The organism is Cognatundibacterium rugosum (assembly GCF_014284365.1).
GTDB lineage: Bacteria > Pseudomonadota > Gammaproteobacteria > Burkholderiales > Burkholderiaceae_D > Undibacterium > Undibacterium rugosum.
Map to the genome: position 1 here is coordinate 127,568 of NZ_JACOGG010000009.1, position 13,775 is coordinate 141,342.

Below are 13,775 nucleotides of genomic sequence, written 5' to 3' on the forward strand. Positions count from 1 at the left end.
AGCTTGTGGAAATCGGCACAGCAAGTCTGCGCAGGTCATTGTCGGTGGCTGGTCACAATCGCTGTCGTATCACGCAAATCCCATGTGCGTTGGCGCTGCGCAATGGTAAAGTAACGCCGGATATTCGGGCCTATTCACATTTAAATCGAACGCGTAATTTAAATGTTAACCGGCCCTAAGCCCGCTTCCTGATGAACTCCCGGATTTTTTGATTGCATGACTCTGAATGCGCACCAATCTGCAGCACCACTTCCTGACGAGGTAAAACGACGGCTGTCGTTTGGACTGCTGGTCTCTGTGCTCTTGCATCTGCTGGTATTGTCGCTGCGCTTTGGCATACCGGGCAGCGGTCCGGCCGCATCACTATCCTCAGCGCCGTCTTTATCTGAGCCAGTTGCCGAAGTGCCGCAACTGGCGTTGCGTATTACGATGCCTGCACCACCAGCGCAGAGTTCCGCAATGGCGACAGCCTCAGCATCGGCTGAAAAAACGCAGCCTGCATCGAACCCTGCTTTGTCCTCTGTCGCCTCGCAAAGCAGGACAGCAGAAGCAAGTGTGCATGGCATACAGCTGATTGCACCGCGTCCGCCTGCAGCCGTATCACCACCGCCACCCATACCAGCGAAAACGACTAAGACTAAGCGGGCACATGCGACACAGACACCGGTTGTGCCCAAGCGTAAGATAGCACTGTCTGAAGTGAAGGCAGTTATCGCCCAGGATCAATTCAGACTGGATAGCTTTGTGGTGGCTGCACAGGCACCGGAAGATGTCAAAAAAACGCCAGAGGAAGAAACCGAGCGGCGTCGTTTTCCTGATCCTGTCAGTCAAAGTGGTGAAGAAAAAGAGGATGATCCCGTCGCTGTTGCGCCGGAGCGCTATCAGGCTGATGCAGAAAAACGTCAGCGCAAACAGGCTGAGCGTGAGCGTCAGTTTGCGGCTCAGATCAGCGAGACCACGGATATGCGCAGTCAGCAAACTTTGGTGGGGCAGATTCAGCAAAACCAGAAAAACGACATAGCGCAGTTCCGTCTTGCTCAGGCAGAGACCGACCGTCAGGAGCAGGAAAAAGCAGAACAGGAAAAGCGCGCAGCAGAACTGCGGGAATTGAAAAAACAGGAACAGGAAAAACAGGAAAAACAAGAACAGCAGCGATTGGCTCAATTGCGCCAGGAGCAGCAATTGCAGCAAGCAAATACCGCTGCTGAGCAGCGTTTATCGGAAGTGTTGCAGCAACACAGTCAGCCTGCCGTTGTTGCTGACGCAGGTTTGCAGCAGCAACTTGCGCAAGAAAAGCAGATGCGCGAGCTACAGAAAAATCAACGTCATGCAGCATTGCAGAAGCGGGAGTTGGAACGCGAGCAGGAACGTGAACAGCAGCAGGAGCAGGAGCGTCAACAACTGGCGAAACAAAAGCAGGAACAAGAACAGGCCAGGCAGCAGCGCGCAGCGCAACAGCAGCGTGAGGCGGAGTTGCAGGCGGCTGCCAAAGCTACTCAGGCCGCTCAGGCTGCGCAGATCGCTGCGGCCCAGTCCAGTATGGCAGAAACGGCGCAAAGTCAGGCTCGGGCTGTACAGGTCATCGCTGGTAATAGCAGTGTCAGTCAACATGCAGCGCCCGCACAGGGAAAGGCGACAGTTGCCGGCGCAGGAGCAGCTGCGTCCGCCCAAGTGCAGAACAGCCAGTCTGGAAATGGAAGCGCAGGCAGCAATGGTCAAGCAGCAATACCCGGTGCCGGTAGTGGTAACGCCGGTGGTAACGCTGGTGTTAATGGCAACGCACTTGCAACAGCCAGTCAATCCAGTTTACAAAGCGATCTGGCTAACCGTTTGCGTGAACAGGCACGTGGCCTGGATTTGTTGCGCGGTGCTCCGCCAGTACCACGTGAATCCGCTGAAAAATCACGTCGTCGCAGTGTCTTCAGCAATAGCGAGCGCGATGTGCAGTTACGTGCCTATGCCGATAGCTGGAAACAGAAAATCGAACGCAATGGCAATCTGAATTATTCCAGTACCGCCAGAGATAAGGCGCGTGGCGACCCGATAGTTACGGTAGCGATACGCAGCGATGGTACGGTGGAGGAGGTGACCATACACCGCTCCAGCGGCCGTATGGATCTGGATCAGGCCGTGCGCAATATCGTGCGCCTCAATACGCGTTATGCAGCCTTTCCACCTGCGGTAGCGGCGCAATACGACGTGATTGAAATCCGCCGTATCTGGAGTTTTGATGACAGCCTGCGCTTATTGGAAGAATTGCGCTGATCAGCAAAATGCGATGAATTGCCCTACACTGAGGACAATTCATGAACAGGGCAGGACACTTTATGCATATCTTGATCACAGGCGGAACCGGGCTGATCGGCCAGCGTTTGTGCGCAGCTTTGCTGGCGCAGGGATATCAGCTCACGGTCCTTACGCGTCGTCCACAACAACTGGCCGCGTTGTGCGGTGCCGGTGTGCAGGCGATGCAGGACCTGGAGCAATACACGCCCGAACTGGAGTTCAATGCCATCATCAATCTGGCCGGTGAATCCATCGTTGATGCGCGCTGGACGGCGGCACGCAAACAATTACTGCGTCACAGCCGCATTACTTTGACTGAGCAACTGATGCATAAAATAGCGCAGGCCAGAAAGAAGCCTGCTGTACTGCTCAGCGGCTCGGCTATTGGCGTGTATGGCAATCGTGGTGACGAAGTGATCGATGAAACGGCCAGTGCCGGTGGGGATTTCGGTGCGCAGTTATGTGTGGACTGGGAAGCTGCCGCGATCCCGGCCGCGCGCTTTGGAACCCGGGTCTGCGTGCTGCGTACAGGTCTGGTACTCGACAGTGCAGGCGGTATTTTGAAAAAAATGCGCCTGCCATTTCAATTGGGTCTGGGGGGGCGTATAGGCGATGGACGTCAGTGGATGAGCTGGATCCATGTTGATGATTATGTGGCTATCGTGCTCAGATTACTCACCGACGAGCGTGCCAGCGGCTGCATTAACATGGTCGCGCCACAAGCTGTGACGAATCGCGAATTCACGCAGTTGCTGGCGCACAGTTTGCAGCGTCCTGCCTGGCTGTTCACACCGGCCTGGTTGTTGCAACTCGCATTGGGAGAATTGTCGGAATTATTGACTGGTGGCCAGCATGTACTGCCTGCCCGTCTGAATAAGCTGGGATACCAGTTCAGTTATCCCAGCCTCTTGCCTGCATTACAGCAGCTGAACCGTCAGCATGCCTGAAGGCGCTTGCTGGCTGCGGCTTACGGCAGGGCTGCCGGGTTTGCCAGGTAATTCGTCGTCAGGGTTTTGAATTGTCCGCCATCGGTATTGATGCTGGTCTGATTCACCTCACCGGTGCTGAATACCACGCCCAATCCACCTGCTGCCACCATGTCAGGCGCATGAGTCAGGAAGTAGCGCGCACGGTTATCGCGCCATTTGCCTGCGCTGCCACCGGCAACTGCAGACGGTACGCCGAGCGGTGTCTGCCACCACAGCACGGGTAATTGCAGACCTGTGTTATATGATTTTGCGAGCGCAAAATGCTCGGTGAAATTAGGGGACTTGATATTCGCCTCATCCCAGTACCAACCAGTACCGGCACGCTGGCAATAGCTGGGCTGGGGAATCGCTTCAAAGCAACCGGCATCGCGGTCCAGCGTTTGCATCACGATAAAATCGGCTTTGTCTGCGCCCAGTTTTTGCATGTAGCCGAGTGCGGTTGAATACAGATCACCGAACAGCGCAGGTGGAAAACCCACGTAGGCATTGGGCGCATATTTACGTGCAATCTGCACCAGGCATTGTGCCAGTCCGGCGACATGATTGCCCAGCGTGCTGCAATCCGGATCGCTGTTCACCAGTGCGAATACCGTAGCCGGATCTGCGTTGGTCGATAAGCGCTGGGTATAACCCCAGAAATCCGGTTCAAAATTCACGAGTACCGGTTTGCCATAGGTTTTGATTTGCTGGAACAGCAGACGCACGTTATTCCAGTAGCCAGTCATGAAGGTTTGATTCGACAGGCCGGACAGATTGCCATCACCATTGCTGGCCATTTGGTAGAGCGTGAACATAGGCACTGCGCCCAGGGTATCCGCATTTTTCGCAACGACTTGTACATAAGCGCCGCTGGGACTGTTCCAGGTCGGCCAGGCACCCGCACCGACGCCATTCAGATATTGATCATAAATATCAATTTTGAGGCTTTGTTTCTGAACATCGGCCAGATCAGCCGAACCCAGTCCGACCAGCATACGACTGGGCTTACCGAGCTTGGCGGCCAGTGCTGCGGCTTTCTTTTCCAGGGTAGTTGGCGGTGTCACCGGTGGGCTGACTGGCGGGCTTACTGTGTCACTGCCGGAAGCGTTACTGCCACCGCCACCGCAGGCGGAGGCGATCAGCAAAATCAACAGGGATAACAGATATGGCGTTTTCATGGCGGGTTTTCCGGCGATGCTGGTGACAAAATTACTGACATGATAGTCTAAGCCTGCGCAATGCGCCTTGGTTTAAGTAAAATCCGCAATGTGCAGCAGTTTGACCATGGAATCCTAACTGCTGTGTACCTCCCTCAGTTTGTAAGGTTTACATGCGTTCTCGTGAAACTTGTCAGCACTGTTTGCGTGCTGCCAGAAATTGTATCTGTTCTTGCGTCAGACCCGTTCATACCCGCCATGAATTACTGATATTGCAGCATCCGCTGGAGATCAGTCATGTCAAAGGCAGTGGACGCTTACTGCATCTGTGTCTGCCCGGATCGTCTTTGATACTGGCGGGTGAACAGTTTGAGCAGGCAGTACTGGCGCAGGCTTTACACGGAGACTGGCACAGCGGCGCAGTGGCGGAAGCGCCGCAGTCAGCCAGATTAACAGTCTTACTGTATCCCGATACGACGGAGTCTGAGGCAGAGGACTTGCACAGCCATGGCAGTGCCTGGGAACCGTCTGCCTGTGAGGCGCCGCTCAGATTAGTGGTGCTGGATGCGACCTGGCGTAAAAGCCGCAAGATGTTGTATCTGAATCCCTTATTGCAAGCATTGCCGCGTTGGAGTTTGCGCCAGATGCCGGCCTCGCATTACCGTATCCGTAAAGCCCATCAACCCGACCAATTGTCGACGCTGGAAGCCAGCACTTATGCGTTGATGGCACTGCAGCCCGAAGCCGATTTCAGCCCTGTGCTACAAGCCTTCGATCAGATGGTGGAGCGGCAGTTGGGCTGGATGCAGCAAGGCAGTTAGTTAGCAACGCAGTCCAGTCTGACAAAAAAAAGTCCCGCCAGTTTTGCATCTGGCGGGACTTTTTGCTGTAAGCAGGACAGGATCAGATCAATACATTCAGCAGCGCATTACCGATACCCATCAGTGCTGCACCGGAAATCAGACCGGCACAGATAGGTTCACAGCCTTCAACCCAGAACTGGTGACCTGCGGTGCCTGGTTCGGGATGCTTGCGACCCATCCACCAGAACGCAGCAGCGCCCATCCACATACCCAGGCAGGCTTCCGGTGGTAACACCACACCGAGACCAATCGCGACTGCGGACAGCGGGATTTTGCCTTTGGTGATCATTTTTCCACCTTCTATTACCAGTGCCGCCAAGGCCGCCACCACCATGGCGATAATCGCTGAAGTGGGCAGGCTGCTTACGCCTTTGGCAATCAGCTCCGCCATACCTTTCCATTGCATGGCAGATGGATGCGAGAAGCGGTCGCTGACGATGGTCGCCGTATCACGTATGCCTTGCGCATCGGCAGGCAGGAACAGCAGGTAGTAAATTGGGATACAAGCCAGTGCGCCAGAGATAATGCCGATCACATGACCGATCGCCTGCTGACGTGGTTTCGCACCCAGCATATAGCCCGGCGTGATATCCGACAGCAGATTGGATGCATTCGATGCGACTTCGGCGGTCATACCAGCTGGTATCATGTTCGTTGCCGGATTAGTACGGTCTATCACGCCCATGGTGATTTGCGTGATTTTGGACAGTGCACCAGTCGGTGACCAGGAAGTCAGCGCCATCGAGTTAGCGCAAATGACGGCCAACAGGAAGACCAGCGGTAAGGCAGCAAAAGTCAGCACCATAGGAACGCCGAAAAAGCTCAGGTTCAGCCATGCACCCAGCAAACTGAAGGCAGGGATACCGATGTAAGAAATCATCAGCGGCAGTTCTATATGCGCCAGTATGTCCGGGCCTTTGGTGACAGACTTTTGTTTACCCAGAGATTTGAACAGGCTGGTAAAAATTTCGGGTTTGGCAGCCAGCGTGACGATAGAGCCAACCACCATGATAGATACCGCCCACCACAGACCCCACTGGTTCAGGATTTCAACGCGGGAGATAGGTACCAGCTTGCCATTCGGTGCGATACGTTCGACGATATCGCCTCGTTGTATCATCATCGGTCCGAGCAGTGCGAAGTTCAGCAAGCTACCCAGCAGCAGGCTGCTCGCGACACGTATGCCCATCAGGCCACCAACGCCAAACATCGCGGCGTCAATCGTCAGGCGCAGACCCAGTGCACGGAAATCCACACCCAGGATTTTGGGTATCCACAGATCGTATTTCACAGCCAGCTGGTAATAGTAGGTATCGATGCGTTCCTGTAAATGCCAGGCTTCAGTCATGCCCGCCCATTTATCCATTTGCAGTACTTTGAATTGCAGCAGCTTCATCCAGCCATCGCTGATCAGGAATTGATAAGCGCCAGCCCACAAGGTGGTCAGGCCCAGCAGTCTGGCCTGGCGCATACCCTCTTTGCCATCACCGGAATACAGGGTATCGAGTACCACGCCGCAGGCACGCCCTTCCGGGAACGGTAGCTGATCTTCATTGATGAAGCGACGCTTGAGCGGAAATGCGACCAGCACGCCCAGGATAGAGCAGACCACCATCCAGATCAGCATTTGCCACCAAGGGATGATTTGTCCAGTCACCAGCATATAGGCGGTAATCGGCGCCACCATAGGCATGGTCATATAACCGGCTGCCGTGGCGATGGATTGGGCGCAGTTATTTTCCAGTATCGTAAAGTCTTTGGCGATGCCGGTTTTTGACAGAATTCTGAAAAAGGCAAAAGCCAGAATGACCGAGGTCAGGCCAACACCGATATTCACGCCGGATTTAGCAGCGATATACAGCGCGGTCGCGGACAAGATACCCCCTAGTAAAAAACCGGTCAGGGCAGAGCGCAAGGTGAGTTGTGGCATATCGCCACGGTAAATGTTTTTGAACCACCACTCGTCCTTTTGGGCGCGAGTCCAGGTCCGGATCTGCTCTTCATTCAGTTGTTGCAGGGCCATTGTGTCTCCAGGATCAGGAAGTCAGACTGGGCCAGCACAGATAAGTAGACATTCTGTCAGCAAGCCTGCATCGGTGCGGGTGCACTCTTGCTTTGAACGGCATATTAATCGTGTGGCATTGTTATAAAAGCGCGTTAGCAGCAGCCCCTTAAAGTTGCTACTTGCTGCTAGTGATGAAAATTTTCTTTCAAAGGCGGGAGTATCTTAGTCTGTGCCCACTGTGTCAAGCACGCATTCGGTCCTTGCGGTGGCGACGCAGGCTGCGTTGTCGGACATCATCGCAGAAGGGCAGCCGTCATCTGTTAAGACTGCGGCACAAAACAAAAAACCCCGCATTGCTGCGGGGTTTTTCAGTATGCAGGCGAGTGTCGCTTGCGACAGCTATTACATCATGCCGCCCATGCCACCCATACCGCCCATACCACCCATGTCGCCCATGCCGCCAGCTGGTTTGTCTTCAGCCAGTTCAGCAACCAGTGCGTCAGTTGTCAGGATCAGAGCTGCAACAGAAGCCGCGTTTTGCAGAGCAGAACGGGTTACTTTTGCCGGGTCCAGAATACCCATTTCGATCATGTCGCCGTAGGTGTCGTTAGCCGCATTGAAACCGTAGTTGCCAGAGCCATTGACGATGGCGTTCACAACAACGCTAGGTTCGCCACCGGCATTCGCTACGATTTCGCGCAGCGGTGCTTCGATCGCTTTCAGAACCAGCTTGATACCTGCGTCCTGATCCGCATTGTCGCCTTTGATTTCGCCAGCAGCAGCACGTGCGCGCAGCAGAGCAACGCCACCACCAGGAACCACGCCTTCTTCAACCGCTGCGCGGGTTGCGTGCAGTGCATCTTCAACGCGTGCTTTTTTCTCTTTCATTTCAACTTCAGTTGCAGCACCAACCTTGATCACAGCAACGCCGCCTGCCAGTTTGGCAACGCGTTCTTGCAGTTTTTCACGGTCGTAGTCAGAAGTTGCTTCTTCGATTTGAGCACGGATTTGTTTTACACGCGCTTCGATGCCAACAGCCTGGCCAGCGCCGTCGATCACGGTGGTGTTTTCTTTACCGATTTCGATGCGTTTTGCCTGACCCAGATCTTGCAGCGTTGCTTTTTCCAGTGTCAGGCCGACTTCTTCAGCGATAACCTGGCCACCAGTCAGGATAGCGATGTCTTCCAACATGGCTTTACGACGATCACCGAAGCCAGGAGCTTTAACAGCCGCTGTTTTCAGGATGCCACGGATGTTGTTAACTACCAGAGTTGCCAGCGCTTCGCCATCGACGTCTTCAGCGATGATCAGCAGTGGGCGACCGGATTTAGCAACTTGCTCCAGTACTGGCAGCAGATCACGGATGTTAGAGATTTTTTTGTCGAACAACAGGATGAACGGGTTTTCCAGAATAACCGCTTGTTTTTCCTGGTTGTTGATGAAGTATGGGGACAAATAGCCACGGTCGAACTGCATACCTTCAACGATGTCGAGTTCGTTGTTCAGGGATTTGCCGTCTTCAACTGTGATCACGCCTTCTTTACCGACTTTGTCCATCGCGTTAGCAATAATGTCGCCAATGTCAGCGTCAGAGTTCGCGGAGATAGAACCTACCTGAGCGATTTCTTTAGAAGTGGTGGTTGGCTTGGACAGCGTTTTGATTTCAGCAACCAGTGCGGAAACTGCTTTGTCGATACCACGTTTCAGGTCAGTCGGGTTAAAGCCCGCTGCCACGTATTTGAAGCCTTCACGTACGATAGCTTGTGCCAGTACGGTAGCTGTTGTCGTGCCGTCACCAGCATTGTCAGATGTTTTGGAAGCAACTTCTTTCACGAGCTGTGCGCCCATGTTTTCCAGTTTGTCTTTCAGTTCGATTTCTTTAGCAACGGAAACGCCGTCTTTAGTCACTGTAGGTGCACCGAAAGAGCGTTCCAGAACTACGTTACGGCCTTTAGGGCCCAGAGTCACTTTTACTGCGTTTGCCAGAACGTTAACACCGTTAACGACCTTAGCGCGTGCGTCATCGCCGAATACGACTTGTTTTGCTGCCATGTTAATTCTCCAGAATCTTGAGGATATCTATCGTGCTATAGAAAGGGATTACTTCTGTACGATCGCGAAGATGTCTTCTTCACGCATTACCAATACTTCGTTGCCATCTACTTTGACGGACTGGCCGGAGTATTTGCCAAACAGAACGCGGTCGCCAACTTTGACTTCCAGTGCGCGCACTGTACCGTTATCCAATTGCTTACCTGCACCAACGGCCAGTACTTCACCTTGGTCTGGTTTCTCTGCGGCTGCGTCAGGCAAAACGATACCGGAAGCGGTCTTAGTTTCTTGATCCAAACGTTTGACGATAATGCGATCGTGCAGGGGACGAAGATTCATACTAACTCCTAAAATAATTACAAAAGTAAAACTACCGAAGTAAAACAAGGCTTACAGCACAACCAGTTGCAAGACTGAACGCATTGCGCGGTTTAGCGTAAGGCCTATCAGCAAACAAACAAAAATGTGCGCCTTAGATGGGTGCCGCGTTACCACTTTCAAGCCCTGAACATGCAAATTTGCATACTTATTCGCTGCAAACCCATGTCGTGCCAGAGCGCACATCCCATCTACGGGCAGATTGCCCGCAATGCTGAAACCCAGAGATTTTAACATTGTTAGCACTCTCTTGTGTTGAGTGCTAATTGTAGGGGCGAGGTCAGGCTTTTTCAAGAGTTGGGTTTGTGTTGTCGAAATTCATTTATCTTTGAATTTTGGTCACTTATCTTTGAACTATTGTATGAATCCACTTAGCTTGGAACTCTGTTCAGCTAAATTGGAACTACTCAGGACGCTGGCACATTTTTCTGCCCAAGTAGTAGAGTTGATTTAAATTGCTATTATGGTAATAAATATGTTAGCTGTAATTGTATGCAGTGTAATGGTTGTTAACTTCGAGGCTTCCTAAGATACGCGAAATGATGGCAACATAGCTTGCGCAGCAGACCGAGATTCAGAGCTTCAACAGTATTGAAGATATTCGCGCCCTGAATAATTTCGTAGAAAGCAACCCTTTTCCTAGTCCGATTACAGGCGTCTCCTCGGTGATTACCGCTTGAACGAAGTGGGACATTGTTGTCTTCTCAAAGAGAACGGTAAGCTGTGCGGTGAGCGTTAATATGGGACAGCTACAATCATTGGAGGATATTGCGCCAGTGACAGATTTGGAGCTGATTCCCACCTTGTTACCGACAGCACCGATACATCAATTAGAAACGAAGGCGTGAGCGCTTATGGCCTACACGGCACTAGTCTGCTTGATTTGCACGATCACTACGATCGAGAGCAACTATGAGCTTCTGTCTCCCCGCTGACACGCTTCACTGAGCGCGGTACAGCCATCTAGCTGCAGTGACAAAGCACTTCAAAAAGCTTATATTTTAGTAAATAATAATTTTCCTCAAAGAAATGAAAACACAAATCAACATGCCAGAGTTGCTTATTTTCGCGAAGTCGCTTGCAATAGGCTTTTTAGCGGCTGAAATTTGGAGAATTGCGATCTACTTGGGGACAACTTCTGCTGCGACGATATCCTGGATAACTGTTGAGGTCAGAATCGCTGGAATCCTACTTGGTGCGCTGTTGTGTTTAACGTATGCATACCAACGGGATGCACACATCACAGCCATGCAGATGGGGCGTAGCCTTCGCTTCGATTTGCTCATTTCGATAGGAGTCGGAATCTGGATAAATAGCTTGACCTCCCAACGGTTGATCAAGGTTCACGAGGTCTTTGAACACGCCGATCCTCATTGGGGACTTGCGATATTCCTTCTACTCTCCTCAGTGCTACTGTCCCCAATTATTCGAAAGTATTGTGCACAGAACACCCCCCACCCTCCGCAACTGTATTTTATTTCTGATGAGGAAATCAGGAATGAAAAAGAAGACTTGCTCGCCAACGGATCGCTAGCCAAGTCGTTCGCGGAGACTGTACTAGCGAGCGGCGCGCATAGTGGACTTGTCTTTGGAGTTGACGGTCCTTGGGGGAGCGGAAAAACAAGCTTTATAAACCTCGCCGAGTGCTACTGGAAGAAAGAAACGGACAAAGCAATCGTTTGTCGATTCGAGCCTCTTCGCTATGCTTCTGAACCAGATCTTGTCGATCGTTTAATTCGAGATCTTTCTGCAGCGATCCAAAAAGAAGTCTTCGCTCCAGAGTTTCGGCCCGCAGTATCTAGGTATTCAAGGCTAATCAAAGGGAAAACGGACTTCTCCTTCCTTGGATTCAAACTCTCGGTAGAGCCGTCACCAGAAACTATTGACGAACTCCTTGATGACATTGATGACGTCCTGCGGCGGATAGGCCGTCGAATAATCATTGTCATTGATGACTTGGACCGACTGGATGCCAAGACAATCAACAACGTTCTGTTCGCGACGCGGCAAACTTTCAAGCTAACACAGGCCACTTACATCCTATGTTACGACACAGAAATTCTCGCTGGCGGCAAAGAAGAAGGAACGAGAGCCAGGGAATTTTTAGAGAAATTTGTCACCGCTAAGCTCAGTCTATTCATCGACAGTTCGAGCATACGTGCGTTCTTAACGAGAGATTGGCAACGCTTGGAGAATCAACTTGTTTCAATTCCCTCAGATACAATGTTGAAGCTTGGTGCCATTCTCAACGAGCTTGCCAGCATTCTTGATGGAGAGAAGGCCGCAAATTATCTCCCCCTTTTAGGTGACCTGCGCAAGGTAAAACGCTTTGTCAACGCTATGTTACTAATGCAGTTGGATAAGAGCGACTTGGGCCGGACTGATTTTAATAAGACTGACCTCATCAATCTGATGCTCCTTCATCTGAATTTCCCCGGTTTATTCAGGCGAATCTATGCCGAAGAAACTGAAGGCAGGAGCGGAACATTCTCCATTCGCCATGAGAATGGCGAGCAAGACTTCAAGAACGCTGACGATTTCACAAAGGTGGTCAAGGCCCAGACCGACATCGAACAGTTCCTGCTCACACAACTATTTGACGTAACTGCATTGAAACTTGGTAAGCGTGGGAACTTGAGGGAGGCTGTTCAAGCAACAAGAGCCTGCTTTAACGATACCGAATTCCGGAATCTGGAAGGGTATCTCAAACTCATTGTCCGATTCGCTACACCGGAACCCCGGAATACATTCGTTCTCTACCAAGATGCTTTCGAAAAGATTCAAAAAGGTAAGTCGATCAGATCAATTCTGACATCACCTGACTTCGATTTGGGGCTAGGAGAGCAGGCGCATGACCAATTCTGGCGAATACTTGTAAATCAATCCCATAATTTCACTTCAGGTGTCGCTGAAGACGCGATTGACACCCTCGTGGACTACCTGCCGCGATACTCGATGATCAAAGCTAATGATTTTAGCTTGCGATCGAGATCAATTTATTCCCTGCTTCGTCTTTTGGATCGAGTCGGTTGGGGAACAACGGTAACCCACCGAGTACCAAACAGCCCGGAAAATGTCGTTGAAATTGTGTGGCGAATATTTGGCGAAAACGCGTACAAAAATAGGGGGCTACTTGATCGGCTAACACGTAGCGAAAGAGGTGCTCTTGGCTGGTACGATTTGATGGCATTCAGACTTCAATGCTCCGCAGATCGCCAGGGACAGCTCCATAATCTTCATTCAGCGCTCATTGTTGATCAAGATAAAAATGCTCCGACATTTGGCTCACTCAATGAACTCGCGTTGCTGGGAATGAGACGGCTTTCCCAAGAAGTGTTTGCGCTTTTCAAACGAACTTACATCGACAAGCGAAGAAATTTTCTTGCTGAAGTTGACGATGCTCCGAGTGCGATGTTTCTTGGCGAGACTTCACAAGTTGACAGCGAAACATCGAAAGAGAAGCACCCAGACGCGGCTCGTTCTCTCTCCGCTCAAGACATTCTTGCGTCTCGCTCCAACGTAAAATCGTTCGTACTCTATCAGCTTAGCAACCCATTCCCCCCAACTGGAGCAGGCGTAGGTTGTGGATATTACGACGAATACGGATCGAAAGACGGTAAGGGCATTGCAACGATCATGAACGAATACATGTTCGGCTGCTGCTTCAACCCCACGGTTCATGAAGGTAACATCTTGCATTTCCTAAATTACTGCCTCTCGCATTTGAGTAATTCTTACATTCTAGGCGGTGGCTACATTGCCACGAAAGAGGGGCTACTGGGCGGCCTTGACCCGAAAGAAATGGGGCGATATTGGATTAAGTACGAGTCACAAATTCGCGAACAGATAGCTTCCATGGAAGACAAATCCCTCACGACATTGAGCTACATAGCTTCATACCGCGAGGATTTACCCGATGTCTTCAAGGTACTCGATGCTTTGGCTTCCGATGTATCAGATGTTGGGTTGGGACTGGAGACACTCGATTTGTCTCAAGGATGAAGAACAACAGCTCAAAAGTCCACACTAGTGTTCGTAAGCAGCGACTTGAGATGGCGAATTGTGT

General features: G+C 51.6%; 8 protein-coding genes. 4 read left to right on the top strand and 4 right to left on the bottom strand.

Features of this window, described 5'->3' with window-relative positions; translation table 11 throughout:
* Positions 1-216: 216 nt before the first annotated feature.
* The gene (locus H8K47_RS10325) at positions 217-2,265 is read left to right on the top strand and encodes an energy transducer TonB (RefSeq protein ID WP_186881317.1); all 2,049 of its coding nucleotides are present in this window, start codon (positions 217-219) and stop codon (positions 2,263-2,265) included.
* Positions 2,266-2,327: 62 nt separating this feature from the next.
* A complete protein-coding gene (locus H8K47_RS10330) occupies positions 2,328-3,233 on the top strand; it encodes a TIGR01777 family oxidoreductase (protein ID WP_186881318.1) in 906 nt (301 codons plus the stop codon).
* Between the two features lie 20 nt (positions 3,234-3,253).
* On the opposite strand, the gene H8K47_RS10335 is transcribed toward H8K47_RS10330, so the two are convergent.
* Complete coding sequence (locus H8K47_RS10335) at positions 3,254-4,432, bottom strand: hypothetical protein (RefSeq protein ID WP_230410190.1); 1,179 nt, start codon at positions 4,430-4,432, stop codon at positions 3,254-3,256.
* Positions 4,433-4,584: 152 nt separating this feature from the next.
* On the opposite strand from H8K47_RS10335, the gene H8K47_RS10340 reads away from it, so the two are divergent.
* Positions 4,585-5,232 carry a tRNA-uridine aminocarboxypropyltransferase gene (locus H8K47_RS10340; protein ID WP_186881319.1) on the top strand — a complete coding sequence of 216 codons (648 nt, stop codon included), beginning with the start codon at positions 4,585-4,587 and terminating at the stop codon, positions 5,230-5,232.
* An 82-nt stretch (positions 5,233-5,314) separates the two neighbouring features.
* On the opposite strand, the gene H8K47_RS10345 is transcribed toward H8K47_RS10340, so the two are convergent.
* From H8K47_RS10345 to groES, 3 genes are all read right to left on the bottom strand, one after another.
* Complete coding sequence (locus H8K47_RS10345) at positions 5,315-7,297, bottom strand: OPT family oligopeptide transporter (protein ID WP_186881320.1); 1,983 nt, start codon at positions 7,295-7,297, stop codon at positions 5,315-5,317.
* 384 nt (positions 7,298-7,681) lie between these two features.
* Positions 7,682-9,331, bottom strand: coding sequence for a chaperonin GroEL (gene groL / locus H8K47_RS10350; RefSeq protein WP_186881321.1), 1,650 nt, complete (start codon positions 9,329-9,331; stop codon positions 7,682-7,684).
* Positions 9,332-9,379: 48 nt separating this feature from the next.
* A complete protein-coding gene (gene groES, locus H8K47_RS10355; protein ID WP_162021341.1) occupies positions 9,380-9,670 on the bottom strand; it encodes a co-chaperone GroES in 291 nt (96 codons plus the stop codon).
* A gap of 1,068 nt (positions 9,671-10,738) precedes the next feature.
* Here groES and H8K47_RS10360 point away from each other — a divergent pair.
* Positions 10,739-13,711: a P-loop NTPase fold protein gene (locus H8K47_RS10360; protein ID WP_186881322.1), complete on the top strand. Its 2,973-nt coding sequence runs from the start codon at positions 10,739-10,741 to the stop codon at positions 13,709-13,711.
* The last annotated feature ends 64 nt before the right edge of the window (positions 13,712-13,775 follow it).

Coding starts and splice junctions, on each gene's coding strand:
- H8K47_RS10325 (WP_186881317.1), top strand. CDS start 217: ATGACTCTGAATGCGCACCAATCTGCAGCACCACTTCCTGACGAGGTA.
- H8K47_RS10330 (WP_186881318.1), top strand. CDS start 2,328: ATGCATATCTTGATCACAGGCGGAACCGGGCTGATCGGCCAGCGTTTG.
- H8K47_RS10335 (WP_230410190.1), bottom strand. CDS start 4,432: ATGAAAACGCCATATCTGTTATCCCTGTTGATTTTGCTGATCGCCTCC.
- H8K47_RS10340 (WP_186881319.1), top strand. CDS start 4,585: ATGCGTTCTCGTGAAACTTGTCAGCACTGTTTGCGTGCTGCCAGAAAT.
- H8K47_RS10345 (WP_186881320.1), bottom strand. CDS start 7,297: ATGGCCCTGCAACAACTGAATGAAGAGCAGATCCGGACCTGGACTCGC.
- groL (WP_186881321.1), bottom strand. CDS start 9,331: ATGGCAGCAAAACAAGTCGTATTCGGCGATGACGCACGCGCTAAGGTC.
- groES (WP_162021341.1), bottom strand. CDS start 9,670: ATGAATCTTCGTCCCCTGCACGATCGCATTATCGTCAAACGTTTGGAT.
- H8K47_RS10360 (WP_186881322.1), top strand. CDS start 10,739: ATGAAAACACAAATCAACATGCCAGAGTTGCTTATTTTCGCGAAGTCG.